Genomic DNA, 24,731 nt, shown 5'->3' with positions numbered 1-24,731 from the left:
AGGCGACAATTTAAGTATGTCTCTTGCCTCTGCCCCTGAAACCCCTGTGTTACCCAAGTCAGATTTCAACCTCGTGTGGCTTGACTGTGAAATGACAGGATTGAACCCTGAACATGACCGCATTATTGAAATTGCAGTGGTGGTGACGAATGCCCATCTGGACATTCGTGTGCAAGGGCCGGTTTTTGCCATTCACCAAAGCGACGAGTTGCTCGCAGGCATGGATGCATGGAACAAAGGCACGCACGGGCGCAGCGGTTTGATTGAGCGCGTGAAAGCGTCCGAAGTGACCGAGGCGCAGGCCGAGGCACAGCTGATTGCCTTCCTGCAAAAGTACGTGCCCAAGGGCAAGGTGCCTTTGTGTGGCAACAGCATTGGCCAAGACCGCCGCTTTTTGGCGCGCTACATGCCCAAGTTGGAGGCGTATCTGCATTACCGCAATGTGGATGTCAGCACCCTCAAAGAATTGGCACGCCGCTGGAAGCCGGAGGTGGTCACGAGCTTCAAGAAAGCGCAGCGCCATACCGCGCTGGCCGATGTGCTGGAGTCCATTGACGAGTTGCAGCACTACCGCACGCATTTCCTGGCATTGCCTGCGGCGCAGGAAGAACTTCCAGCGGCTGCTGCGGTGCAGGCTTAAGTGTTAATTGCGCGCTCTTGCGCCCAGCGTGGTGCGCAAGAGCATCACCACCCTCTGTGGCGATGGGTTTGCATACCGCACGTAGCGGTATTGACCTTGCAGTTGAGCGGAAAAATCCAGAACGTGTGATAATTGCTGTCTTGCACGTTTCAAGCGACTAGCGCTTGCGTAGCGATGCAACACTTGTGCATCTCCCATCACTCACCGGGCCCGCTACCCGCTGCAACGATAACTTTCAAGTTTTCGCCAGCGTCGTAGCAATGAATGGCCCACCAGCAGCCCTGTGCGCGCCGCTGGAATCGTTTGACGGTTGATGTTTCCATAACCGTCAAAAAAGCGATGCCTGCTTTGCTGGGCCGCTTTTCGCGTGAGAAAACATGAACGACTTTTTGAATGAGCAGGGCCAACTGGCCGCTGCGGATACTGCTTTGGACGCTTCCACTTTGAATGTTGCTGCTGAGGCAGTAATTGATGAATCTATTGACGCTGTTGCTGTTGAGCAAAAAGCAGTTGAAGAACAACCGAACGGCTTTGTAGAGCTGGGACTGGCACCCGAGCTGGTGCAAGCTGTGGCGGATCTGGGTTACACCCAGCCTACCGCTGTGCAAAAGAAGGCCATTCCTTTGGCCATGGGCGAAGGCGCTGACGAAAACGGTTTTATCGACCTGTTGGTGTCCAGCCAAACCGGTTCCGGCAAGACTGCAGCTTTCTTGCTGCCCGTGCTGAACACCATCCTCCAGCAACGCGCTGTGGCTGATGCTGAAGCCAAGGCGGAATTTGACCGCCTGTGCGCCGAAGCGGCTGCCAAGGGTGAGCCCCTGCCCAAGCGCGCCAAGCGCAAGGACCCCACCAACGCCCGCAACTTCAAGGCTGCCGTACCTGGTGCCCTGATCTTGTGCCCCACACGTGAATTGGCTCAACAGGTTGCGCACGACGCGATCGAACTGGTCAAGCACTGCCGTGGTCTGCGCGTAGCCAACGTGGTCGGCGGTATTCCTTACCAGCTGCAAATCGCCAAGCTGCAAAACGCTGACCTGGTCGTGGCCACACCTGGCCGTCTGCTGGATCTGCAGCGCTCCATGCAAATCAAGCTGGACAAGGTCCAGTTCTTGGTGGTGGACGAAGCCGACCGTATGTTGGATCTGGGTTTCTCGGACGACTTGGCTGAAGTTAACCAAATGACTTCGCAGCGCAAGCAAACCATGATGTTCAGCGCTACCTTCGCTCCCCGCGTTCAGCAGTTGGCCATGCGTGTGATGCATGACAACGGTGCTGGCGTGAAGAAGGTGACTGTTGATACCCCTCAGGAAAAGCACAACAACATCAAGCAAGTGCTGTTCTGGGCTGACAACGCTCAGCACAAGCGCAAGATGTTGGATCACTGGTTGCGTGACGAAACCATCAACCAAGCCATCGTGTTTGCTTCGACCCAGGTCGAGTGCGACGGTTTGGCTACCGATCTGCAAGAAGCTGGCTTCTCGGCTGCTGCTTTGCACGGCGCGCTGAGCCAAGGTTTGCGTAACCGCCGCCTGATGGCGCTGCGCAATGGCCAAATCCAAGTATTGGTGGCGACTGACGTGGCAGCCCGTGGTATTGACGTGCCTACGATCACCCACGTGTTCAACTACGGCTTGCCCATGAAGGCCGAAGACTACACCCACCGTATCGGTCGTACCGGTCGTGCAGGCCGCAGCGGTATCGCTGTGACTTTCGGTGAGTTCCGTGACCGTCGTCGCATCTTTGATATCGAAGCCTACACACGCCAGCAATTCACTTCCGAAGTGATTCCTGGTCTGGAGCCCCAGCAGCGCTTCCCTGCAGCCGGCGAACGCGATGGCCGCCGTGGTGGTGGCGGTGGTGGCCGCAGCTTCGGCGGCGGCGGTGGTGGCCGTGGTGGTGAAGGCTATGGCCGCAAGCCAGGCTTTGGCGACCGTGGTGGCTTTGGCGGTGGCCAGCGTCGCGAAGGCGGTGGCTTTGGTGGTGATCGCCCTCGCTTTGGCGGTGGTGACCGTCCTGAGCGCGGTGGTTTCGGTGGTGATCGTCCTCGCTTTGAAGATCGCGGTGGTGACCGTCCAGCATTTGGTGGTCAGCGTCGCGAAGGTGGTTTTGCGGATCGCAAGCCTGCGTTTGGTGATCGTCCCGAGCGCGGCGGCTTTGGCGGTGGTGACCGTCCCCGCTTTGGCGGCGGCGAGCGTGAGCAGCGCAGCTTTGGTGGCGCTGACCGTCCCCAGCGCGAAGCCCGTAGCTTTGGTGGCGGCGGCGATCGTCCTCGCTTCGAAGACCGTGGCGATCGCGGCGGTTTCGGTGGTGCGCCCCGTCGTGAAGCCAAGCCTTTGGGCGGCCGTGACGAACGCGGCGGCTTCGGTGGCGAGCGTCGCAAGACCTTCTCGCGCGACCGTTAAGCACGGCATTCCAGCAGTCTGAAAAGGCTGCAGGTGCCTCAAAAAAACCGGCTTTATGCCGGTTTTTTTGTATCTGCCGCCTATCGAGTTATTGAAAAATATAGCTGCCGGCGCTCTTCTGTTAATAATTTCCAGTGCTTTTCTATGGGAAAGTGTTGTTGATGAAGCGCTGCAAGCTATTATTTTTGGCGCGTACAGGCAACAAAAAACCCGCCTTGTTGCCAAGACGGGTTTTGTGTGGTGGGCCCTGAGTGATTCGAACACTCGACCAACGGATTAAGAGTCCGCTGCTCTACCAACTGAGCTAAGAGCCCTTGAACGGGAGAATCAATGCGCAACGCAGTGAAAGAAAATTTGGTGGGCCCTGAGTGATTCGAACACTCGACCAACGGATTAAGAGTCCGCTGCTCTACCAACTGAGCTAAGAGCCCTTCGGAATTTTCCGAAGTGCCAATTTGTTGAAAAACAAACCAGCAAAAAAGTGGTGGGCCCTGAGTGATTCGAACACTCGACCAACGGATTAAGAGTCCGCTGCTCTACCAACTGAGCTAAGAGCCCACTTTTGTCGCTTGCAACGAAGCGAAGCCGCAATTATGCACCAATTTTTTCCGGCCTCAGGGAAAGTACGTGCTTTTTCCTGGGTGCGGCTACAGGTTTTTATTGCATGGCGTTGCGGCTGGCCAGCTCCACAAACAGGCCACTGTGGTCCAACGCACCCAAGCCGTGCGCCACACCATCGGCATACAACTGCTCGAACAATGCGGTGATGGGGGCGTCAAAGCCGATTTCCTGCGCCGTCGCCAAGGCATTGCGCATGTCTTTGAGTTGCACCGTCATCTTGCCGCGCGCCGCAAAGTCGCGCTCTACCATGCGCTGGCCGTGCAGTTGCAGGATGCGGCTGTCTGCAAACCCGCCGGTGATGGCTTCGCGCACCTTGGCGGGGTCAGCGCCGCCTTTGGCGCACAGCAACAAGGCTTCGGCCACGGCACCAATGCTGATGCCCACAATCATTTGGTTGGCCAATTTGGCCAACTGGCCTGCGCCGTGGGGGCCGACATGGGTGGCGCGGCCCAGCGGGGCAAAAATAGGGCGGGCGGCTTCAAAATCTTCGGCCTTGCCGCCCACCATGATGGCCAGGGTGCCGGCTTCTGCGCCGACGGTGCCGCCAGACACCGGTGCATCCAGGTGGCGCAATTGGCACTCGGACAGGCGGGCCGCATGATCGCGCGCTTCGCGCGGCTGGATGGAGGCCATGTCGATCACCAGCGTGCCTTCTCGCATGCCGAGGATGGCTGCGTCCTGGCCCATGCCGAACAGCACTTCGCCCACGATCTTGCCGTTTTCTAGCATGCTGATGACGTAATCCGCCTTGATGCAGGCTTGGCGTGGCGTGTCATGCACGTAGGCACCTTCGGACAGCAAAGCTTCGGCCTTGCTGCGGGTGCGGTTCCAGACATGCACCTCATGGCCTGCGGCCAAAAGACGGCGTGCCATGGGCAGGCCCATCAGGCCACAGCCCAGCACTGCAATATGCAAGCGCGGGTTGGAGGAGGGGGTCAACGTTGGTCTCCGGTCATGGTAGGGCGCGCCAGCAGGCCAGCAACTGCTGGAGCATGGCATGTGCGTAGATAGTGATGATGGGGATTTTTTTTCACGCAGGCTTGCAAATGGCTTGCAGGCATCCACGCCAAAAGTCATGACAGTTGTGACCTGTACAGTGCAAGCCCAGCGTTGGGCGGCAGCGGTTGCGGGTTAATACGGATCTCTCCGTGCCCGGCCTGCACGGCCAAAACCTGCGCGCAGCTAGGTGCGAGGCAGGGCGTTGGTGGTAGCCCGCTTGCCAATCAGCAGCCGAAAAGGCAGCAGCAGGCATACGGCCATGACCAGCTTGACGCCCAGATCGCCCAGCGCCCAGGTCACCCATGGCACATCTTCGCCCGCAAAGCCCGCGCCCCAAAACACGCAAGTGTCCAAAATAGCGGCCAGCACGGTGGCCACCAGTGGTGCACGCCACCAGCGGCTTTGGCGCAGACGGTCAAACACGGTGATGTCCAGCATTTGTGACAGCAAAAAGGCCAGCCCTGAGGCCGCTGCAATGCGCGCGGGGGCCAGCACCGCAGAGGCCGCCACCGCCACCGCAAAGCCAAACCATGCCACGCGGCGTGCCTGCGCCGGGCCAAAGGCGCGGTTGACCAGTTCAGTCACCAAAAACGCAAACGGGTAGGTGATGGCGCCCCAGGTCAACCAGTCGTTGATGGCAAATTGCACCAAGATGTTGGACGACAGCACCACCAGCCCCATGGCCAGCACGGCCACAGACACTTGGGAGTGGTGGGGGAGGGGGTAATGCATCGCTGTACCTGTGTGCGCTTGCGTTTTGCGTTTTAGTAAGCGCCAGAGTTGCGCATGCCCGAAGAGGGCACTTCCACCCCCAAGATGGCGGCAGCCACGGCCTCGCCCACTTTGATGCCATCTACACCCGCAGACAAAATGCCACCCGCGTAGCTGGCACCTTCACCGGCAGGATAGAGGCCACGGGTGTTGACGCTTTGGAAGTTGGCGCCGCGCGCAATTTTCACGGGTGACGAAGTGCGTGTTTCCACCCCCGTCAGCACTGCATCGTGCATGTCGTAGCCGCGAATCTTTTTGCCAAAGGCGGGCAGGGCTTCGCGCATGGCTTCAATCGCAAAAGCGGGCAGTGCGTGGTGCAGATTGCCCCAGGTGATGCCCGGTTTGTACGAAGGCGGCACCCCGCCGACATCGGCCGATGGATTGCCCGCTACAAAGTCGCCCACCAGTTGGCCGGGGGCATTGTAGTTGCGCCCGCCCAGCAGATAGGCTTTGGACTCCAGCTGGCGCTGGAACACCACGCCTGACAGCGGGTGGTAGCTGCCGGGGGCTTGGTTTTCCACGCCGAAAGTTTTGCCGTCAAAAGCCCATGCAAACGATTTGGCGTCTTGCGGATAGTCCGACGGCTCAATCGCACACACCATGCCCGCGTTGGCATTGCGCTCGGCACGCGAGTACTGGCTCATGCCGTTGGTGACGACGCGTTCGGGCTCGCTGGTCGCAGCCACCACTGTGCCGCCGGGGCACATGCAAAAGCTGTAGACCGCGCGGCCATTCTTGGCGTGGTGCACCAGCTTGTAATCGGCCGCACCCAACAAGGGGTGGCCAGCGTGCTTGCCCCAGCGCGCTTGGTCGATCACGCTTTGTGGATGCTCGATGCGAAAGCCAATCGAAAACGGTTTGGCTTCCATGTACACGCCACGTTCGTAGAACATGGTGAAGGTGTCACGTGCGCTGTGGCCCAGTGCCATCACCACCTGATCGGTAGTCAGCGTGTAGCTGTCGCCGGTGGCTTGGTTCAAGACCTGCAGCGCAGACACCTTGCGCGCATCGCCTTCGCCCTCGACCTCGACGGTGATGTCGGTTACCTTGGACTCAAACCGAATCTCACCGCCTAAACGGCAGATTTCCTCGCGAATGCCTTCTACCAGCTTGACCAGCTTGAACGTACCAATGTGGGGGTGGGCGGCATACAAAATTTCTTCGGGCGCGCCATAGGTCACAAACTCGGTCAGCACCTTGCGGCCCAGGTAGCGCGGGTCTTTGATCTGGCTGTAAAGTTTGCCATCGGAGAACGTCCCTGCACCGCCTTCGCCAAACTGCACGTTGGACTCAGGCGTCAGCTCGCGTTTGCGCCACAGGCGCCAGGTGTCTTTGGTGCGTTCCCGCACGGTTTTGCCGCGCTCCAGCACGATGGGCTTGAAACCCATCTGCGCCAACACCAGCGCAGCAAACATGCCGCAAGGGCCAAAACCCACCACGACGGGGCGGTGCTTCAGATCCGCAGGCGCTTGGCCTACCGGCGTCCAAGTCATGTCGGGCGTGGGATTGACGTGCGAGTGGTCGGCAAACTGCGCCAGCAAGGCGGCTTCTTGGCTTTCATCAACCAAGCGGATGTCGACGATGTACACCGCCAGCAATTCGGCTTTTTGGCGGGCGTCAAAGCTGCGCTTGAACACGTGCAACTGCGCAATTGCGTCGGTGGCGATACCCAGACGTTCTGCGGCCAAAGCGCGCAAACGGGCTTCGGGAAGGAATTCGGTGTGGTTCTCGGGGTGGTATTCCAGCGCCGAGAGAGGGAGTTTGAGTTCTGCGAGGCGAATCATGGCTTGTAGTGATCAAGCAATAAGAAGCCGCTGATCGTAGCGGGAACCGGCCCAACGCGCAGTGTGTAGCAGTGGTGCTGGTGCTGTGTTCACGGATTTAAATTCAGGAGCTATCAGCGCAATCTGCATAAGGGCTAGAAGTCAATTTCGCTTATAAAAAGCAACACCTTGTGGTGCACGGTGAAAGCAGCCATGCTGCACAATGGCGCGGTGATTGCCTCTTCTTGCTTGCCCATTGTGGCCACTTCTTTGCTGCGCATCGACGCAGCCGCTGACCAAGCACCACTCAGTGCGCAGCAGCAACTTTTCAACGCTTGGGTACAACGCATTGCGGATCAGCGAGCTTGGCTGCTGGCCTGGGATGAGGCCGTGCAAGCCTGCCGCACCCGCTTTGCACGCGATGGTGTTCCTTTGCGCACCCGTTACCTGGATCTACAAGCGGCCTTGGCGCTGTACCTGGATCAGCAAAGTGCCCGCAAGCTGTCCAAGCTGGAGCGCCAGCTGCTGGAAAGCTGCTTGCTGGAGTCCGCGCAGCAAGTGGCGGATCTGAGTGATACACCTGCACAGCGTGCCGCCATGGAAGAGTTGGTACGCCGCTACACCCCTGAAGAAGAGGACGAGGAGCGCGAAGACGATGCGTCGCAGGCTGCGCCCAGCGCTGCGCAGGCAGCCAGTGCCAGTGATGACATTGACTGGCAAGACCCGGAGGCCGTCGCGCAGTTCTTGGAAGCCCAAGAGCAAGCTGCAGCCGCTCAGGCCGAGCGAGCCCGTGCGCAGCACCACGCCAAGCGCCAGCAACGCAAAGCGCAGCAAGCCCAAAAAGCCAAGGGGCCAACGGCGGCTGAATTGGCCAACCAGTCGTTGCGGGAGGTGTACCGTCGTTTGGCCAGCCGTTTGCACCCCGATCGTGAGCAAGACCCGGTGGAACGCGCGCGCAAAACGGCGCTGATGCAGCGGGTCAATATTGCCTATGAAGCCAGTCGCTTGATGGAGTTGCTGGAGCTGCAGTGGGAAGCCGAACAGATGGACCCCGCCAAGCTCGCACAGCTGAGCGATGCACGTTTGGCCCCTTACAACCGCATGCTGGAAGAGCAATGGAACGACCTGCAGCGCGATGTGCAGGCGCGTACGCAAGCGTTTGCGCGGGAGTTTGGTCTGGATACCGCCAAGCGCTTGCAGCCTGCCAAGCTGATGGCGCAGGTGCGCGAGCGGCTGCAGCAACTGCAAGCAGGTGTGGATTATTTGCGCCAGCTGCTGCAAGCGCTGGAAGACGATCCCGACACCTTGAAGCAGTGGCTCAAACACGAGCGCACCTGGGCGCGCCAGCGCGATCAGTAAAACAGCTTGGAGTGGCCCACGCCACCGGCCTTGTCCACGCGAATTTGCACGGGGATGCGCTCTTTGAGTGCTTCCACATGGCTGATGATGCCAATCATCTTGCCGCTGGCATTCAAGCTGTCGAGGGCCGCCAAAGCGGTTTCGAGCGTGTCACCATCCAAGGTGCCAAAGCCTTCGTCGAGGAACAGCGAGTCGATGGAGGTTTTGCGGCTGACCAAGTCCGACAGCGCCAAAGCCAGTGCCAGACTGACCAAGAACGACTCCCCCCCGGACAGGGTGCGCGTGTCGCGCGCCGCATCGCCTTGCCAGCTGTCCACGATGTCCAACTCCAGCTCCCCTGTGGCTTTGCGCTGCAAGCTGTAGCGGCCATGCAGGCGCAGCAGGTGTTGATTGGCCAGATGAAGCAGGTGGTCCAGCGTCAGACCTTGGGCAAATTTGCGGAATTTGTCGCCTTTGGCGGAACCAATCAGGCCGTCCAGACGTTGCCAGATTTCGCTGTCTTGGGCTTGCTGCTCAATCTGTGCGAGCAACGCCTGCTGTGTGGCCCGGTGTTGCGCATCGTCGTGCAAGCGGGCGCGGTGTGCGCCCAGCTGCTCCGTGCATTGCGCACGCTCGGCGTCTATCTGGGCAATGTGGGCCACGACAGCCTCGGGCGTGGCATCGGACAGTGCTTGGGCTTGCAATGTGGTCAAGCGCTGCTGGGCATCGGCCAGCACCGTATCCGCACGCTGCACCTGCGCGTGCAACTGTTCGCTGAGCGCTTGCAAGCGCTGGAACGTCTGCTGCGGCAGCAGTGCCGCCGCAAAATCTTCTGCACGGGCAAACGGGCTGGCCTGTAAGGCCTGCTGCCATGCATGTTCAGCTTCTTGCATTGCGTGCTGCAGCTGCAAGCCGCGCTGCTCGGCTTGCGTGATTTGCCCTTGCAAGCGGGAGATGGTTTGGGCGGTGGCTGCAATGCGCGTAGCGCAGTCCTCCAAATTGTGCGGAAGGGGCACCTGGCTGGCTGGCGCATTGGCGGGCAGGGTTGGCAAAGCCTTCGCACATGCTTGCCAGTGCGCGGCTGCTTCACTGGCTTGTGCATGCTGGGTGCGCAGTGCCTCCACGCGGCGCTCCAAGGTTTGCAGTTGCTGCTGTTGTTGCGCCCATTGCTGTACCTCTTGCTGGCGTGCTTGCAGCCAACTGTCGGTGGCTGCATTTGCGGGTAGGGCATAGCCCAAAGCATGCAAGCTGGCTTGCAAACCGTGTTCTAGCGCTTGGGCTTGCTGCTGCAAGGCCCCCAGTGATGCGCTCGTGCGCTCGTGTTCGGTTTGTAGGGCTTGCAGGGCCTGCAGGCTACTGCTGTGGGCAAACGTTGCTTGTTGTTGCGCCAAGATTGCAGCTTGCCATGCGGCTTGGCTGGCTTGTAGTTGTCGCTCGCCTTCTTCGACGGCATGCAGCATCCGCTGCAGCTCTTGCTCCGCTTGTTCGGCATGGCGCTGGGCATCCGCCAAGCTGCGCAGATCCTGCCAAGCTTCAGGGAGCACCGGCGTGCTGCTGGCGCTGCAAAGGGCATTCCAGCGCTGTTCCCAACGTCGAATGTCTTGGGCAATCGCTTCGTGCTGAGTTTGCAGCGCGCGCAGTTCGGCGTGTAAGCCCGCGATTTCGGCATTCAACTGCTCACCCTGGCGCTGCAGGGCATCCCGTTGCGCGATGGAGTCGCGCAACGCCATTTCTGTAGCGGATACATCCAGCGCTGCATAAGCGCTGACTGCAGGGTGCTCTAGCGATCCACACAGCGGGCATGCCTGGCCCGGTTGCAGGGCGTGGCGATGGTCTTGCAGGCTTTGGATGCGCTGCTCTTGCGCCAGCAAGGTTTGCTTGTCTTTTACGCGCTCTTGCAGCACGACGTACTGCTGGCGCAGGCTGGCGAGCTGTTGCTCCAGCGTGGGTAGGCGCTGCTGGCGTTCATTCAAGGCCTGTGCGCACTGGGTGTGTTGCTGTGACAAGGGGGGGCGCAATTGCGCATGGTCCAGCAAGTGCTGCCAGTGTTGCTGCTTGCGTTGTGCAGCTTGCCAGTGGTCACGCAGAGGCTGTATGTGGCCTCCATGGTTGGCCAAGCGTTGCTGCTGTGCATGCTGTACAGCAGCGTGCTGTTGGGCGGAGAGATCGACTTTGGCTTGGGTTTGCTGGGCCGCCTGCGCTTGCATGTGAGCTTGCTCTTGCAACTGCTGGGTTCGGCGATCCAGGGTGGCAAGCTCTTGCACGGCCATAGCGCATTGTTGTTGCAATTGTTGGTGCTGCTGCAACTGCGCCTGCCAGCCGCTGAGGCATGCTCCCAGCTGCGCGTAGCTGGCATGGGCTTGCAACCAGTGCTGTGTGCAAGTGTGTGCAGCCACCGCCGCTTGCCAGTCACAGCGGGCTGTATCTTGGGCTTGGGCACTCAGTTGCTGGGCGTGTTCGTGCAACTGCGAATGTAGGCGGTGGTGCTGCAATACATCCGTGTGCAACTGCTGCGTTTGCACTTGCTGCAAGGCATGTTCTCGCTGCACCTGCAGCCATTGGCTATGCAGCGGTGCTATCGCTTGGGCGGGGGCGTGGGCTTGCAGGCGCTGCAGATCAGCGCTGGCCTGCGCCAAGGCCTCTTGCGCTGCAGAACGCGCGTTCTGTGCCTGTGCTACCTCGGTGCGGGTGCGCGCGGTTTGGCTTTGCCAGTGGTGGATCGCTTGCAACTGCACATGTTGCTGCTGCAGATCTGCCAGCGTCGCTTGCAACTGGTGGGCCTGCATTGCCAGATCCATACGTGTGGCGGCATCCAGCAATTGCATGCCCTGGGCCTGCGCTTGCTGCTTTTCCAGCGCTTGGCGTGCATCGCGTGCACGCTCAAATACCGCCTGAGAGATCTGCCCGTAGATTTCGGTGCCCGTCAGCTCTTCCAGCAATTCCGCGCGGTCGTTGGCGCTGGCATTCAAAAATGCCGCAAAGCCACCTTGTGCCAACAGCATGGACTTGGTGAAGCGGCCAAAGTCTAGCCCTGTGATGGCGGCGATGCGTTTGATTTTTTCATTGCTGTGTGTGGTGAGGATGTGCCCTTCACCACTGGCCGCCTCCACCTGGGCCAGTTCCACCTTGGGGGATTGCAAAGCCCCATCGACTTTGTCGCGCGCGCGGCGCTGGCTCCAAAACGCGCGGTAGGTAATGCCTTTGACCTCAAACTCCACCTCGGCCAAGCAATCAGCGGTATGGCGTGTCATCAGGTCATTGCTGGCACCGCCCACACTGCTTAAGCGCGGTGTCTGGTGGTACAGTGCCAAGCAGATGGCATCCAGCAACGTGGATTTACCAGCCCCCGTAGGGCCGGTGATGGCAAACAGGCCGTTATCGAGGAAAGGTGGCTGGCGAAAATCGATCGTCCATTCGCCTTTGAGGGCGTTCAGATTCTTCAGGCGCAGGCTCAGAATTTTCATGCGGCATCTCCTGCGTGCACGCTGGCCAGCACCTCTTGGTAGCGGAGGTGCAGAGCTTGGTGGACATCGGCAGACACCGTCTCTTGGGCCAATCTGCGCGCAAACACGTCGCTGGGGGTGAGGGCCTCCAAAGATTCACCATGCTCGGTAAAAAGCTGGGGCATCGCCGTGCCGCGCTGGCGTTTGACGCGCAGCACCTGCAAGGGCAGCCCTTGCGCCATGGCGTCGATGCGCGCTGCCACATCGGGCAGGTAGTCGTCTTCTTGCACCGTCACTTCCAGCCACGCAGGGTGTTCTGCGCTGCTTTGTGCTGCCAAGGCCTGCAGCTGTACGGGCAGACTGGCCAGATTGCCGGTGAGCGAAGCCAAAATTTGGCACACAGGCGTAGCCAAAGGGGTGAGGGCTTGCAGGCCGTGCGCATTCAAGTCGACCAGCAGTACTTCTTTGGTTTGCTTGGCTTCATCAAACCCCAGTGCAATCGGTGAGCCGCAGTAACGGATGTGTTCCAGTCCACCCACTTTCTGTGGTTTGTGGATGTGGCCCAAGGCGATGTAGTCCGCAGGCGGGAAGGCAGAGGTCGGGAAGGCTTCCAGCGCACCCACATAAATTTCTCGCACGGATTCGTTGCTGCTGGCACCTACCGTGGTCAGGTGGCCGGTGGCCACAATCGGTACGCGTGTGCCATGCGCTGCCTGAAGCTGCGCTTGCAGGGCTTGCGCTGCCGCAAACACTTGGGCGTAGGTGTCTTGGATGGCACTTTGTAGGTTGCGCTGTTTGTCTTCAGCGCTTTGCCCGGCCTGGCTGGTGAGCACATCGCGTGGCCGGATAAAAGGCAGTGCACACACAATGCAACCGGGCTGCGTGCTGCCTCTTACAGGCAAAGTGATCACATGCTGGGCCGCGTCACCGGTGGCCGCGATGACGGTGGTGTTCAGGTGGTGCAGCAGGGGCAAGCTCTCGCTGAGCACGCTGACGGAGTCGTGGTTGCCGCCCAGCAGCAGCAAGGCCACTTTGCGCTGGTGCAGTTGCGCAATCAAGCGGTAGTACAAGGCGCGGGCGTAGCTGGGAGGGGTGCCGGTGTCAAAAATATCACCAGCAATCAGCACGGCATCCACCGCATGTGCCTCGACCTGCTCCAGCACCCAGTCGATCAAGACAGCATGCTCGCGCTCGCGGCTGTGGTTCATGAAGTTCTGGCCAAGGTGCCAGTCAGAGGTGTGGAGGATGCGCATACGGGATCTGCTGAGACCGAAAAGTCAAAACCAAACAAGCATCTTAGCGAGGCTGTGGGCCAAGTGATGACCTGGCAACAGGTGGCCCTTGGGCACCATGCGCTGTGCGCCAGCTGTCTCCTGCATGACGCATTGGGCGCTAGACGGCAGAGGCCGGCAGCCAGTACATGCAGTGCAAAGCCCCGTGGCATGCCGCCTTGGGGGTCTGTGTTGCGGTGCACGATGTGGTTTGCCCTAAATCGCGCACACATGGGGGCAGACCCGCAGTGCGGTCGGTGCAATGCCTTTTAGATTGAAGCTCTGTGCAACGGTAAACATCAGGAGGCAGATATGCAGCGACGTGCTTGGATGTGGGGCGTGGTGGCGATGGCGGCGAGCTTGGCAGCAAGCGCTGTGCACGCCCAAAGCGAAACCTTCCCGAACAAACCCATCACGCTCATCGTGCCGTATGGCCCTGGCGGGGTGACCGATGTGATTGCGCGTGCCTTGGGGCTGGGCATGGGGAAAGCTTTGGGGCAAAACGTGGTGGTGGAAAACAAGGCGGGTGCGGCTGGCGCGATGGGCGTGGTCGATATGCTGACGGCCAGGCCCGATGGCTATCGCCTGACGCTGGCGCCCGTGGGCATTTTCCGCCAGCCCTACATCCAGAAAGTGGCTTATGACCCGGTGCGCGATTTGACCTATATCGCCACCTTCATGACCTACGACTTTATTTTGACGGTGCCCAGCGATTCGTCGATTCAGACGGTGCAAGACTATGTGGCGTGGGCCAAGAAAAATCCGGGGCAGATGAGCTACGGCACGCCGGGCAAATTCACCGCCAACCATGTGGCGATGGCGTTGCTGGAGAAAAAGACCGGCATCACACTCAACCACGCACCCTTCAAGGGAGACGCCGAGGCCATCAATGCGCTGTCGGGTGGGCACATCACTTCCGCTATTTTTGCCAACAGCATCTTGCCGCAGGTGCAAGCGGGCAAGGTGCGTGCGCTGGCCACGGCGGCTGATCGCCGCCCCGAAGCCTTTGCCAATGTGCCCACCTTCCGCGAAGCGGGCTATGAATTTGATGTGCCTTCGCCGTTGGGTATTGCTGGGCCCAAGGGCATGCCCTTGGATGTGGTGAAAAAGTTGGACCAAGCCATCAAAACCGCCATGCAAGACCCGGCTTTTCAGCAGGTGGTGCGCAATTACGGCATTCGCACGGATTACCGCGATCACCAAGCCTATGCGGCGTTTGCCAAACAGGCGTTTGCGCAAGAAAAAGACATCGTGCAGGGCATTGGGCTGGAATAAGGCTGCTTACTGCACGTGCAGCCGAATGCATTGCTGTGCGGGAAGCAGCTCACAGCGCAGCAATGTCCGGATGTGGCTGTCAAAAGCCATCTCGGTGCGCAGGTGCTGGCCATCCAGGCTGACCAGCCAGGCAATGTCTTCGGCACAGATGCGGCGTGCTGGCAAAGCCAGGGGGCCGTCGGGGCCGTGGACTTCTACGGTCACAGGGCCTTCTTCGCCAAAGATCATGAGGTACTCGGGCAAGGTGGTGGTGGCGTTCATAAATGCTGCACAAAGTGAAGTGAAGGCAGCGACCTTAAAAAGCGGCACGTGGTTTTGTCTAGCCTGTCCATCAACAACTGCGCAGATCTGCCTTGCAAGCTAAGGCGTGGCGCTGGATGCCGCGTATGGTTGGGCAGCCATCCCATAAATCATGGCTGCGTCAAAAATAAGAGCTGCTTGCGCTTGTTGTTTTTGAGTTTTGAATGGTTTTCTATCTGAAACCTTGATACAACAAGCGCAGGCAGCTATCAAAAAAGCCACCCGCAGGTGGCTTGCTTCACAGCTGGGCAGAGGCTGCATCACATGCGAAACACTTCCAAGGTGCGGCGCAAGATGCCTGCATTGGTGTTCATGTCCTGGGCCGAGTGGGCCGACTCTTCGGCCAGGCGGGCGTTGTCCTGCGTGACGGCATCCAAATCGTTCAGCGCATCGTTGACCTGGGCCACGCCCACGGTTTGCTCCCGCGTGGCGGTGACAACGCTGTGGATCAATGCGCTGACCTGGGTGACCGAGGAAACGGCTTGCTTGATGGTCTCTCCGGCGTGCTGCATGTGGCGTGCGCTTTGGTCCATCTGGTTGCTGGTGGCGGCAATCAGGTTGCGGATTTCACCTGCGGCTTTGGCGCTGTTTTGCGCCAGGGTGCGCACTTCACCGGCCACCACGGCAAAGCCACGGCCCTGCTCACCGGCACGCGCGGCTTCCACGGCGGCATTGAGCGCCAAGATATTGGTCTGGAAAGCGATGCTTTCAATCGTGGAGACAATTTGCCCCATTTGCTGCGATGACTGGTGCATGTCTTGCACCAAGGTGCTGACTTCTTCCATCGCCCTGCCGCCTTGTACGGCCAGTTGTGCGCTTTGTTCGCTGTGGTTTTTCACCTCTTCCGTGGCTTGCTGGGCATTAGCGACGGTAGCGGAAATTTCTTCCATGGCTGCGGCGGTTTCCTGCAAATCCTGGGCTTGCCGGTCGGTGCGGCTTGCCAGATTGATCGAGCCTTGCGTGAGGTTGCGCGACAGCATCGAAAATCCTTCAATTTCATGCCGTGCATCACCCACCACCGCACGCAAATTGATGTGCACTTGCTTGAGCCGCTCCAGCAAAAACGCCATGGGGTGGCGGCCTAAATAGGCCGGTAAAGGGCCGTCAAGCTTGCAGCCTGCAATATCACGCGCCAATGCAGCTGCGTCCTGGAAGGGTCGGGTCACGCGGATGTGCTGGCGATACAGCGCCAAGCCTGTCAAAGCCAGCAGCAGCGCTGCTTGCACACCGATTTGCCAGCCTGCATGCCAGCCCATCAGCGGAAACAGCAGCGCCACCACCAGCACCGGTGCCAGCAAGGCCATCAGCCGCTGTGTGAAGCTGGCGCGCTGCAGCTTGCCCAACTGGTTCATCAGCCCATGCTGGCGCACCCTTCCGGCATGCAGGTATCGATTGCCTTGGGTGCCGTTGCGCAAACTGTCATACAGCGCACTGGCGGCGCGCACTTCGCCTTCGGAGGGCTTGACGCGCACCGACATATAGCCGATGGGTTTGCGCCCCTCCATGATGGGCGTGACGTAGGCGCGCACCCAGTAGTAGCGCCCATCTTTACGGCGGTTTTTGACCAGACCCGACCAAGCGCGGCCATGGCCAATCGTGGCCCACAAATCCTTGAATGCTTCGCTAGGCATATCCGGGTGGCGCACGATGTTGTGGGGCTGGCCCATCAACTCCTCTGTGCTGAAGCCGCTGACGTGGATGAAGGCGGCGTTGCAGTGGGTGATGTGGCCTGCCTGGTCCGTGGTGGACATGAGCAATTCGCTCTCAGGCACCACAAACTCCTCATCGCGCAAGGCCTCCATGGGTGGGGGCGCAATGCTGCGCTTGGCTGCTTGGAACACCGGCTTGGGGGGCTGTGGGGTGTGCTGTGCTGGGGGGCGCGGCGCAATAACGTGGGTTTGCTTGGCCTGTGTGCGTTCTGTGGTGGCGTACATGGGTTTCCCTTGGTAAAGCGCTGGCGTGTACCTAAGAGAAATTCGCGCCAAACGGCCTCACATGCTAGGGAGTCCTAGTTGCAACAACATGTCACTGCTGCACCCATGCCACAACAAATCGCGCAGTTTTGTGCTGGATCAACCCTTGCGTGGCGGGGGCGTCGTGCAAGGCGCTGCACGGAGCACGCATTGGTCAAGTGGCTGAGGCAGGAGCCGCCTCTGTGTTAAAGCAGCCCCTCGCCGGGCTCACTCAAAAAACCGCCGCTTTGGTGTGCCCACAGCTTGGCGTAGATGCCGCCCAGTTGCAGCAGTTGCTGGTGGTTGCCTTCTTCCACGATGTGGCCCTTGTCCATCACGATCAGGCGGTCCATGGCCGCGATGGTGGACAGGCGGTGGGCAATCGCAATCACGGTCTTGCCTTGCATCAAGCTGTCCAGGCTGTGCTGGATGGCAGCTTCGACCTCGCTGTCCAGCGCGCTGGTGGCCTCGTCCAGCAACAAGATGGGCGCGTCTTTGAGCATCACGCGCGCAATCGCTACGCGCTGGCGCTGGCCGCCCGACAGCTTGACGCCGCGCTCGCCCACCTGGGCGTCGTAGCCGCTGCGGCCATGGCGGTCAGTCAGGCTGTCGATGAACTCGGCCGCCTCGGCACGTTCGGCGGCGGCACGCATTTGCTCTTCGGTGGCGTCGGGTCGGCCATACAAGATGTTCTCGCGCATGCTGCGGTGCAGCAGCGAGGTGTCTTGCGTCACCATGCCAATGGCGCCGCGCAGGCTGTCTTGCGTGACCTGGGTGATGTCTTGCCCATCGATGGTGATGCGCCCGCTTTGCGGCTCATGAAAGCGCAGCAGCAAGTTCACCAGGGTGGATTTGCCGGCGCCTGAACGGCCAATCAGGCCAATGCGCTCGCCCGGGCGAATGTGCAGGTTCAGCCCATCAATGACTTTTTTGCCACCGTCTTTGTAGCCAAAGCTCAGGTTTTCAAAGGCAATCGCCCCTTGCGTGACGCGCAATGGCTGGGCGTTGGGGGCGTCGGTAATGGTGCGCGGCTTGGTCAGCGTGGTGATGCCGTCCTGGATGGTGCCCACGTTCTCGAACAAGCCCGTCATCTGCCACATCACCCAGTGCGAGTAGCCCGCAATGCGCAGTGCCATGGCAATCACGGCGGCCACCACGCCCGCGCCCACCTGGCCTTGCGTCCACAGCCACAAGGCGGTGCTGGCGCTGCTCAGTATCAGCAAGGTGATGAGGGTGTGGTTGCTCAGCTCAAACAGGCTGACTAGGCGCATCTGCGCATAGCCTGTTTTTTTAAAGTCGTCCATTGCACTGCGTGCGTATTCGGCTTCGCGGCGGGTGTGGGCAAACAGTTTGACGGTGGTGATGTTGGTATAGGCATCGGTGACGCGGCCCGTCATCAGCGAGCGCGCATCGGCCTGCGCTTTGCCAATCGCTCCCAGGCGCGGCACAAAATACCAGCATGCTGCGGCGTAGCACAGCAGCCAAATGCCAAACGGCAGCAGCAAATAGGCATCAAAACTACCGGCCAGCAGCAAGATGCTGATGAAGTACACGGCCACGCCGACCAGCACATCCACCACAATGAAAATCACCTCGCGCACCGCCAATGCGGTTTGCATGATTTTGGTGGTGATGCGGCCCGCAAATTCGTCCGCATAAAACGACATGCTTTGCCCCAGCATGAGGCGGTGGAACACCCAGCGCATGCGCATCGGAAAATTGATGGCCAGCACCTGGTGCATGACCATGGTGTGCAGGGCCAGCAGCCCAATGCTGCCCAGCAAGATGGCCGCTATGCCGAGCATGCTGCCGCGTTGCTGCTGCCAGAAGTCCGCCACGGGCGTGGTGGCCAGCCAGTCCACAACCTGGCTCATCACGGCAAACAAAAATGCTTCGTAGACGGACAGGGCGGCGCTGGTCAGCGTCAGCAGCACAATCCAGCCGCGCATGCCACGCGTACAGGACCACAAAAAAGCAGCAAAACCTGCGGGCGGCTGTTGGGGCTCAGCCGCAGGGTAGGGGGGGATACGGTTTTCAAAAAAGCGAAACAAGATGGCAACTCTCCTTGCCCTGGCGATGGTAGGCCAGTGGCATGACCTGTGCGCAGCGCGGGCAATAGGTGCTTAAATTAATAGCTTTTGGCGCAATACTGATAAGGGTTAGAAGGTTTTTTTATTGCTTGTTATTGGCGGGCCAGCATGGCGCGGTTGCCCCATCAGGGCGTTGCGCAAGCGCAGTTCGCGCTGCAAATAAAAAGCCGCTGGGCTTGCGCGCAGCGGCTAGGCGTGGGGTGGCTAGCGGTTTAAGCGCTGGGCAAAAAGCCTTCCACCGACAAATAACGCTCGCCCGTGTCGTAGGCAAAGCCCAGCACCTTGGCACCGGGGGGCAGCTCGGGCAGTTTTTGCGCAATGGCTGCCAACGTCGCGCCGGAGGAAATACCCGCCAGCAGCCCTTCTTGCGCGGCCGCACGGCGAGCATATTCGCGCGCGGGCTCGCCTTCCACCTGAATCACGCCGTCCAGCAAACTCACATCCAAATTCTTGGGAATAAAGCCTGCACCAATGCCTTGGATAGGGTGGGGCGCCGGGGCGCCGCCTGAAATCACGGGCGAAGCGGCAGGCTCTACCGCATACACCTTCAGATGCGGGAACTGGGACTTGAGCACCTTGGCCACGCCCGACAGGTGGCCGCCCGTGCCCACGCCGGTGATCAGCACGTCCAGCCCGTCGGGGAAGTCGGCCAGAATTTCTTGCGCCGTGGTGGCCTCATGCACCGCCACGTTGGCCGGATTTTCAAACTGCTGCGGCACCCAGGCGCCGGGCGTTTGTGCGGCCAGCTCTTCGGCGCGGGCAATCGCGCCCTTCATGCCTTTTTCTTTGGGCGTTAAATCGAATTTCGCGCCGTAGGCCAGCATCAGGCGGCGGCGCTCGATCGACATGCTCTCGGGCATCACCAAAATCAGTTGGTAGCCCTTGACGGCGGCCACCAGTGCCAGGCCTACGCCGGTGTTGCCGCTGGTGGGCTCAATGATGACGCCGCCGGGTTTCAGGGCACCCGATTTTTCAGCGGCTTCGACCATCGACAGGGCAATCCGGTCTTTGATGGAGCCGCCGGGATTGCCGCGTTCGGACTTGATCCAGACATTGGCGCCCGCGCCAAAAATGCGGTTCATGCGGATGATGGGGGTGTTACCAATGGTCTGCAGGACGTTGTCAAATTTCATGGCGTCTCCTTGGCGGAAATGAGTGCGGATGGTGGCATTTTGTCGCACTTGTTCCAACGTATCGCCATATGCATATGGACGGCACGGATAAGCGCAGTGTTTCATTGGGCCATTGAGTGGTGCTTCAAATGGCTGCAGTGATCGTTGATACTTTGATGCATTCCAAAACAGAATTCAAAGAGAAGGGAAGTTCTTTATGTCACTTTTGCACTTCAATATGGCTGCCATGACGGCCGTGTGCGTGGCCTTGCTGGTGGGCTTTTCGTACCGCGACTCGCGCTTTGGCGGTGTGCTCATGATGTTGGGAGTGCTGGGCTTGATGGCCGTGATCGTCTACGACATTCGGGTTCTTTCCGAACTTCGCTGAAAACTGCGGGGGCATGGACGATAATTGCGCCCGTGAAGTTCGGCAGACTGCCGCTGGTGCGATCGTGGAAACACGGCACTGGAGGAACGTCCGGACTGCATAGGGCAGCGTAGCAGCTAACAGCTGTCCACCGTGAGGTGAGGATCAGAGCAACAGAGACGTAGTCTGTCAGGAGTGCCCGCAAGGGTAGACCGGACAGGGTGAAACGGGCAATCTCTACGCGCAGCAATACCAAGTAGGCACACGTTGACGGGGCCCCCGGAGTGTGCGGGTAGGTAGCATCGAGCCAGTGGGGCGACCCCTGGCCCAGAGTAATGGCAGTCACGCAGCGGGCAACCGCTGTGCACAGAATCCGGCTTATCGGCGAACTTCACACTTACACATTTCCAAGGCTGGGTGCGTGCACCCAGCTTTTTTTATGGCCAGCGCCCTGCTCCGATGCGACAGCGCGGTGGCAAAGGCTGCATTAATAATGCGGCCCATGCTGCGTTCTGACCAATACCTGTATCCCCAGTGCACACCGCCCCAGCCCTTGCTGGCGGCCACTTTGCTGCTGTTGCGTGACCGCGCACCAGGCGGGTGGGAAGTGCTGATCTCTCGGCGCTCCGAGCGCGCCAGCTTCGCGCCCGGCATGTATGTCTTCCCCGGTGGCGGTATTGAGGCCCAGGATGCCGCAGCAGGCCACGATGTCGTGCAGTTTCGTGCCGATATGGACGACACAATGCGCACGGCCGCGGTGGCAGCCTTGCGCGAAACGCTGGAGGAGATGGGCGTGCTGCTGGCGGTGAACGCGCAGGGTGCAGCCGTAGATCCTGCTGCGGTGCAGGGGCTGGACCGCAGCACGGCCTTGTGGCCCCAGCTGGCCGCTCAGGGGCTCAAGCTGGATGCGGCGGCGCTGTGGCAAGTGGGGCATTTCACCGCCCCACCGCATTTGCCCAAACGCTTTGCCGTGCCGTTTTTTGTGGCTCGCATGCCGCACGGGCAAACGCCGGAACCCGATAACAGTGAGCAGTTTGAAGCCGTCTGGGTAGAGCCCCAACAGGCACTGGCAGCGCACAAAGCCCGGCAAATGCCCATGATGCTGCCCACCGTGCGCACGTTGACGTATTTGGCCCAGTTCCCCAGTGTGGATGCCATTTTGGCGGCGGTTGCCCAAGGCCCGCTGTGGAAGTTTGCGCCGCGCTTTGCGCTGGAAAACGGCAAGGAGCGCTCCTTGCTCGACAGCGATGCGGCCTACGGTGAGGCGGCCATGGTCAGCCCCGATGGGCAGGTGGTGCACGAGCTGGCATGGCAAACCGAGCGCGCTGTGCCGCTGCGCAAGAACGTGCTGCGCCTGACGGCGCCGAATGCCAACGTTATGACCGGCCCCGGCACCAACAGCTATTTGGTGGGTGAGCCTGCCACGGGCTATATCGCCATCGACCCCGGCCCTGCCGATGCCGGCCATGTGGCGCGGCTGCTGGACGCGGCAGGCGGTGATGTGCGCCACATTGTCTGCACGCACTCGCACGCGGACCATTCCCCCGGCGCTTTCTTGCTGCAGGCGCTGTGCGTGCAGCGCGGTTTGCCCAAACCGCTGATTTACGGCCTGCCTTCGGCCCCCACGGCGCGGGCCAACAGCCACTTTGTGCCGGATGTGGTGCTTCAAGATGGAGAGCGACTGACGCTTGCTGCGCAAGCGCTAGAGGCCGAAAACACTGTGAATGTGACGCACACCTTGCGCGCCATATCCACGCCGGGGCATGCAGCCAACCACCTGTGCCTGCTGCTGCAAGAAGATGCGCTGCTGTTCAGTGGCGACCACATCTTGAACGGCAGCACCCCCATCATCGACACGCCCGACGGCAATATGCGTGACTACATCGACAGCCTCGACAAACTGGCTGCCTTGTGCTGCGCCGAAGGGGTGGAGTTTGTGCTGCCCGCCCATGGCTATGTGCTGGGCCATGCGCACCAGGTGATTGCCAAGCTCAAAGCCCACCGGCTGGCGCGCGAGGCCAAGGTGATGGCCGCCATGCGGGCGCAGCCTGATGGCAGCCCGCAAGACTGGGTGGCGCTGGCTTATGCCGACACGCCGCAAAACCTGTGGAAACTGGCGGAAAGAAGCCTGATTGCGCACGTGGAACGCATTCGTGCTTTAGGCTTGCTGCATGTCACCGACTGAACACCCCAAGAACAACGACAACAGCGTCCGCCTCTCCAAGCGACTGGCGGAGCAACTGGCCTGCTCGCGCGCCGAAGCAGAGCTGTACATTGAAAACGGCGCCGTCCAAATAGACGGCGTGACCGTGGAGCACCCCGGTGCCCGCGTGCTGCCCCAGCAAGTAATTACCGTGGCCGCAGGTGCCAAGGCCGAGCATGTTCCGCCTGTCACCATCTTGCTGCACAAGCCTGCGGGCTACTCGGTGCAAGCCGCAGGCAAGCTCAATGCTTTGGATTTGCTCACCCCCGAGAACTGGCACCAAGGCGATACGCCAGCCCCGATTCGCATGCTGCAAAAGCATTTTCAGAATCTGGAGTGCCTGGAGCCACTGCCTGTGCCCGCCAGCGGCTTGACGGTGCTGACCCAAGACCGCCGGATTGCGCGCAAGCTGACAGACGATGCGCTGTATATCGAGCAGGAGTGCATTGCCCATGTGCAAGGCAGTCTGGATGCGGAGGGGCTGGAGAGCCTGTGCAACGGCACGGCTATCGCGGGCAAGCGCCTGCCACGCACCAAGGTGAGTTGGCAAAGCGATAACCGCCTGCGTTTTGCCCTCAAAGGCATCTTCCCCGAAGAGATTGACGCCATGTGCCGGGGTGTGGGGCTGAAGCTGGTGGGCCTCAAGCGCCTGCGCGTGGGGCGTATCTCCATGGCCAAACTGGATGAAGGCCAGTGGCGCTATCTCATGCCTTGGGAGCGCTTTTAAGCAGCGCTTGATTGCCCGAGTGCGGGGCGTACCTGGTTGTAGAGGCCTTGTGCCCCCACGAAAAAAGGCGCGAATTCCGCGCCTTTTTTCATGTTCCATTTCTTAGGGCATGCATGCGCCGGGTGCCGCAGAGGCTGCAGGGGCTATTTGCTTTTGCTGTGCCCCATGGCAACAACCAAGGCCGTCACCAAGAAAAAAGCCTGCAACTCCAGCGCCCAGCCGCCCGATTTGCTTAGCTGCAAGAAGTGATTGGTGTGCACCAGCACCAAGGCCACCAGCATGTTCATGACCACGACCAGCGCCGCAGGCACCACATACAGCCCCACCAGCAAAAACAGCGGAGCCACCACTTCGCCCAGAAACACCGCATAGGCCAAAAAGCCGGGCAAGCCTGCTTTGACCAGCATGCTCTCAATGCCGCCGACACCGTTGGTGATCTTGGCCCAGCCGTGAAACAGCATCAGCACTGCCAAGGTGACGCGCAGCAGCACCATGGCCGCATGGGGATGGTAGAAGTGTTTCCAGAAGCTCATAAGGCCACAGAGTAAAACAAAAAATGCGTTTTCAATCCGTGGGAAAACAGGGAGAAACGGTTGCAGTCCACTGGCTTGTGGGGCGCCAGCGCATGCAGAGGGCAGGCGCATCTGACGTTGGCTGTAGGTCTGGGGCCAGACCTGTTTGAACAGGGTTGGCGTGGGCGAACAAGCCCTCTAGGATGATTTTCAGCCATGCGCCACAGCTGCTGTCTTGCAGCTTGTGCGTGTGCTTATTCATACTTTTTCGAGGGTTCTGACTATGCAAAAGACTTTCTCTGTGCGTTCTGTGGTTTGGGCTTCTGGCGCGGTGGCCGCTGCACTGGTGATGGCGGGCTGCACTTCGACCGGCAACACCCAGGGCAAGGGCTCGGCACCCAACAGCCGCGCTGAACTGGAGTCGCAGTCGACTGCAGCGCTGAACCGTTTGTACAGCGCCATGCCTGGCACCCGTGAGCTGGTGGCCAAGTCCAGGGGCGTGCTGGTGTGCCCTGCGGTGATCGGCGGCAGCTTTGTGATTGGCGCAGAACACGGCAAGTGCGTGCTGCGCTCTAATGGCACCACACGTGGCTACTACAGCACCACCGCAGCGTCGATTGGCTGGCAGGCTGGCGGTCAATCCAAAGCGGTGATTTATGTGTTCAGCGCACAAGATGCGTATGACAAATTCGTCAAGAGCGATGGCTGGTCGGTAGGTGCCGATGCCAACGTGGCAGTGGGCAAGGCTGGCGCCAATGGCGCGATTGACACCACCACAGCCAATGCCCCGGTGAGCAGCTATGTGCTGAACAACACGGGCCTGGAGGCCGGCGTCTCGGTCAATGGCAGCAAGATCAGCAAGATCAATATGTAAATAGCGCATCGCACCAAGGTTTGTGTACAAAGACCGGCATCTGCCGGTCTTTTTTTATCAGTGTCAAATAA

The 24,731-nt window shown here is 60.2% G+C and carries 18 protein-coding genes, 3 tRNA genes and 1 other RNA gene; 9 read left to right on the top strand and 13 right to left on the bottom strand.

Features of this window, described 5'->3' with window-relative positions; genetic code table 11:
- Positions 1-16: 16 nt before the first annotated feature.
- Both orn and QEP12_RS03875 read left to right on the top strand, forming a co-directional pair.
- The gene (orn, locus tag QEP12_RS03880; RefSeq protein ID WP_174863478.1) at positions 17-640 is read left to right on the top strand and encodes an oligoribonuclease; all 624 of its coding nucleotides are present in this window, start codon (positions 17-19) and stop codon (positions 638-640) included.
- Positions 641-1,017: 377 nt separating this feature from the next.
- Positions 1,018-3,042 carry a DEAD/DEAH box helicase gene (locus QEP12_RS03875; RefSeq protein WP_284213394.1) on the top strand — a complete coding sequence of 675 codons (2,025 nt, stop codon included), beginning with the start codon at positions 1,018-1,020 and terminating at the stop codon, positions 3,040-3,042.
- Between the two features lie 238 nt (positions 3,043-3,280).
- On the opposite strand, the gene QEP12_RS03870 is transcribed toward QEP12_RS03875, so the two are convergent.
- The 6 genes from QEP12_RS03870 to QEP12_RS03845 all read right to left on the bottom strand — a co-directional run bounded on the left by QEP12_RS03870 (position 3,281) and on the right by QEP12_RS03845 (position 7,217).
- A tRNA-Lys gene (locus QEP12_RS03870) sits at positions 3,281-3,356 on the bottom strand.
- Positions 3,357-3,397: 41 nt separating this feature from the next.
- Positions 3,398-3,473 (bottom strand) — tRNA-Lys (locus tag QEP12_RS03865).
- 51 nt (positions 3,474-3,524) lie between these two features.
- Positions 3,525-3,600: transfer RNA gene (locus QEP12_RS03860), tRNA-Lys, on the bottom strand.
- A 99-nt stretch (positions 3,601-3,699) separates the two neighbouring features.
- The gene (locus tag QEP12_RS03855) at positions 3,700-4,602 is read right to left on the bottom strand and encodes an NAD(P)-dependent oxidoreductase (RefSeq protein ID WP_284213393.1); all 903 of its coding nucleotides are present in this window, start codon (positions 4,600-4,602) and stop codon (positions 3,700-3,702) included.
- Positions 4,603-4,845: 243 nt separating this feature from the next.
- The gene (locus QEP12_RS03850) at positions 4,846-5,394 is read right to left on the bottom strand and encodes a VUT family protein (RefSeq protein WP_284213392.1); all 549 of its coding nucleotides are present in this window, start codon (positions 5,392-5,394) and stop codon (positions 4,846-4,848) included.
- A 32-nt stretch (positions 5,395-5,426) separates the two neighbouring features.
- Positions 5,427-7,217 carry an NAD(P)/FAD-dependent oxidoreductase gene (locus QEP12_RS03845; protein ID WP_284213391.1) on the bottom strand — a complete coding sequence of 597 codons (1,791 nt, stop codon included), beginning with the start codon at positions 7,215-7,217 and terminating at the stop codon, positions 5,427-5,429.
- Positions 7,218-7,409: 192 nt separating this feature from the next.
- Between QEP12_RS03845 and QEP12_RS03840 the strand changes: the two genes are divergently transcribed.
- Positions 7,410-8,555, top strand: coding sequence for a J domain-containing protein (locus QEP12_RS03840; RefSeq protein ID WP_284213390.1), 1,146 nt, complete (start codon positions 7,410-7,412; stop codon positions 8,553-8,555).
- Here the strand turns inward: QEP12_RS03840 and QEP12_RS03835 are convergent.
- Both QEP12_RS03835 and sbcD read right to left on the bottom strand, forming a co-directional pair.
- Positions 8,549-11,998 carry an AAA family ATPase gene (locus QEP12_RS03835; RefSeq protein WP_284213389.1) on the bottom strand — a complete coding sequence of 1,150 codons (3,450 nt, stop codon included), beginning with the start codon at positions 11,996-11,998 and terminating at the stop codon, positions 8,549-8,551. The two genes, QEP12_RS03840 and QEP12_RS03835, sit on opposite strands and share 7 nt — an antisense overlap.
- The gene (sbcD, locus tag QEP12_RS03830; RefSeq protein ID WP_284213388.1) at positions 11,995-13,230 is read right to left on the bottom strand and encodes an exonuclease subunit SbcD; all 1,236 of its coding nucleotides are present in this window, start codon (positions 13,228-13,230) and stop codon (positions 11,995-11,997) included. Before sbcD ends, QEP12_RS03835 begins: the two co-directional genes overlap by 4 nt.
- Positions 13,231-13,560: 330 nt before the next feature.
- Between sbcD and QEP12_RS03825 the strand changes: the two genes are divergently transcribed.
- Positions 13,561-14,523, top strand: coding sequence for a tripartite tricarboxylate transporter substrate binding protein (locus QEP12_RS03825; protein ID WP_284213387.1), 963 nt, complete (start codon positions 13,561-13,563; stop codon positions 14,521-14,523).
- 6 nt (positions 14,524-14,529) lie between these two features.
- Here QEP12_RS03825 and QEP12_RS03820 read toward each other — a convergent pair whose 3' ends face one another.
- The 4 genes from QEP12_RS03820 to cysK form a co-directional block, all read right to left on the bottom strand.
- On the bottom strand, positions 14,530-14,784 hold the full coding sequence (locus QEP12_RS03820) for a hypothetical protein (protein WP_284213386.1): 255 nt from the start codon (positions 14,782-14,784) through the stop codon (positions 14,530-14,532).
- Between the two features lie 299 nt (positions 14,785-15,083).
- Positions 15,084-16,757 (bottom strand): methyl-accepting chemotaxis protein, encoded by a 1,674-nt coding sequence (locus QEP12_RS03815; protein ID WP_423119255.1) that lies wholly within the window; start codon positions 16,755-16,757, stop codon positions 15,084-15,086.
- 224 nt (positions 16,758-16,981) lie between these two features.
- The gene (locus QEP12_RS03810) at positions 16,982-18,826 is read right to left on the bottom strand and encodes an ABC transporter ATP-binding protein (protein WP_284213385.1); all 1,845 of its coding nucleotides are present in this window, start codon (positions 18,824-18,826) and stop codon (positions 16,982-16,984) included.
- Positions 18,827-19,077: 251 nt separating this feature from the next.
- Positions 19,078-19,998: a cysteine synthase A gene (gene cysK / locus QEP12_RS03805; protein ID WP_284213384.1), complete on the bottom strand. Its 921-nt coding sequence runs from the start codon at positions 19,996-19,998 to the stop codon at positions 19,078-19,080.
- Between the two features lie 196 nt (positions 19,999-20,194).
- On the opposite strand from cysK, the gene QEP12_RS03800 reads away from it, so the two are divergent.
- The 4 genes from QEP12_RS03800 to QEP12_RS03785 all read left to right on the top strand — a co-directional run bounded on the left by QEP12_RS03800 (position 20,195) and on the right by QEP12_RS03785 (position 23,274).
- Positions 20,195-20,365: a hypothetical protein gene (locus QEP12_RS03800; protein WP_174863670.1), complete on the top strand. Its 171-nt coding sequence runs from the start codon at positions 20,195-20,197 to the stop codon at positions 20,363-20,365.
- Positions 20,366-20,399: 34 nt separating this feature from the next.
- An RNA gene (gene rnpB, locus QEP12_RS03795) (RNase P RNA component class A) lies at positions 20,400-20,741 on the top strand.
- 105 nt (positions 20,742-20,846) lie between these two features.
- Positions 20,847-22,529 carry an MBL fold metallo-hydrolase gene (locus QEP12_RS03790; protein ID WP_284213383.1) on the top strand — a complete coding sequence of 561 codons (1,683 nt, stop codon included), beginning with the start codon at positions 20,847-20,849 and terminating at the stop codon, positions 22,527-22,529.
- A complete protein-coding gene (locus QEP12_RS03785) occupies positions 22,516-23,274 on the top strand; it encodes an RNA pseudouridine synthase (RefSeq protein ID WP_284213382.1) in 759 nt (252 codons plus the stop codon). Before QEP12_RS03790 ends, QEP12_RS03785 begins: the two co-directional genes overlap by 14 nt.
- A 143-nt stretch (positions 23,275-23,417) precedes the next feature.
- Here QEP12_RS03785 and QEP12_RS03780 read toward each other — a convergent pair whose 3' ends face one another.
- On the bottom strand, positions 23,418-23,807 hold the full coding sequence (locus tag QEP12_RS03780) for a DoxX family protein (protein ID WP_284213381.1): 390 nt from the start codon (positions 23,805-23,807) through the stop codon (positions 23,418-23,420).
- Between the two features lie 262 nt (positions 23,808-24,069).
- Here QEP12_RS03780 and QEP12_RS03775 point away from each other — a divergent pair, with 262 nt between their 5' ends.
- A complete protein-coding gene (locus QEP12_RS03775; RefSeq protein WP_174864007.1) occupies positions 24,070-24,660 on the top strand; it encodes a BPSL1445 family SYLF domain-containing lipoprotein in 591 nt (196 codons plus the stop codon).
- The last annotated feature ends 71 nt before the right edge of the window (positions 24,661-24,731 follow it).

This window comes from Comamonas jiangduensis (assembly GCF_030162955.1).
Classification (GTDB): Bacteria; Pseudomonadota; Gammaproteobacteria; order Burkholderiales; family Burkholderiaceae_C; genus Comamonas; species Comamonas jiangduensis.
Note: the sequence above shows the minus strand (reverse complement) of the source record. Positions and strands in the feature narration are given on the sequence as shown.

Excerpts from the sequence above, each read along its gene's own strand:
- QEP12_RS03835 (WP_284213389.1), bottom strand. The coding sequence starts at position 11,998 with ATGAAAATTCTGAGCCTGCGCCTGAAGAATCTGAACGCCCTCAAAGGC.
- QEP12_RS03785 (WP_284213382.1), top strand. The coding sequence starts at position 22,516 with ATGTCACCGACTGAACACCCCAAGAACAACGACAACAGCGTCCGCCTC.
- QEP12_RS03800 (WP_174863670.1), top strand. The coding sequence starts at position 20,195 with ATGTCACTTTTGCACTTCAATATGGCTGCCATGACGGCCGTGTGCGTG.
- cysK (WP_284213384.1), bottom strand. The coding sequence starts at position 19,998 with ATGAAATTTGACAACGTCCTGCAGACCATTGGTAACACCCCCATCATC.
- QEP12_RS03840 (WP_284213390.1), top strand. The coding sequence starts at position 7,410 with ATGCTGCACAATGGCGCGGTGATTGCCTCTTCTTGCTTGCCCATTGTG.
- QEP12_RS03875 (WP_284213394.1), top strand. The coding sequence starts at position 1,018 with ATGAACGACTTTTTGAATGAGCAGGGCCAACTGGCCGCTGCGGATACT.
- QEP12_RS03845 (WP_284213391.1), bottom strand. The coding sequence starts at position 7,217 with ATGATTCGCCTCGCAGAACTCAAACTCCCTCTCTCGGCGCTGGAATAC.
- QEP12_RS03775 (WP_174864007.1), top strand. The coding sequence starts at position 24,070 with ATGCAAAAGACTTTCTCTGTGCGTTCTGTGGTTTGGGCTTCTGGCGCG.
- QEP12_RS03780 (WP_284213381.1), bottom strand. The coding sequence starts at position 23,807 with ATGAGCTTCTGGAAACACTTCTACCATCCCCATGCGGCCATGGTGCTG.
- QEP12_RS03825 (WP_284213387.1), top strand. The coding sequence starts at position 13,561 with ATGCAGCGACGTGCTTGGATGTGGGGCGTGGTGGCGATGGCGGCGAGC.
- QEP12_RS03850 (WP_284213392.1), bottom strand. The coding sequence starts at position 5,394 with ATGCATTACCCCCTCCCCCACCACTCCCAAGTGTCTGTGGCCGTGCTG.
- QEP12_RS03815 (WP_423119255.1), bottom strand. The coding sequence starts at position 16,757 with ATGTACGCCACCACAGAACGCACACAGGCCAAGCAAACCCACGTTATT.
- QEP12_RS03820 (WP_284213386.1), bottom strand. The coding sequence starts at position 14,784 with ATGAACGCCACCACCACCTTGCCCGAGTACCTCATGATCTTTGGCGAA.
- sbcD (WP_284213388.1), bottom strand. The coding sequence starts at position 13,230 with ATGCGCATCCTCCACACCTCTGACTGGCACCTTGGCCAGAACTTCATG.
- QEP12_RS03790 (WP_284213383.1), top strand. The coding sequence starts at position 20,847 with ATGCTGCGTTCTGACCAATACCTGTATCCCCAGTGCACACCGCCCCAG.
- orn (WP_174863478.1), top strand. The coding sequence starts at position 17 with ATGTCTCTTGCCTCTGCCCCTGAAACCCCTGTGTTACCCAAGTCAGAT.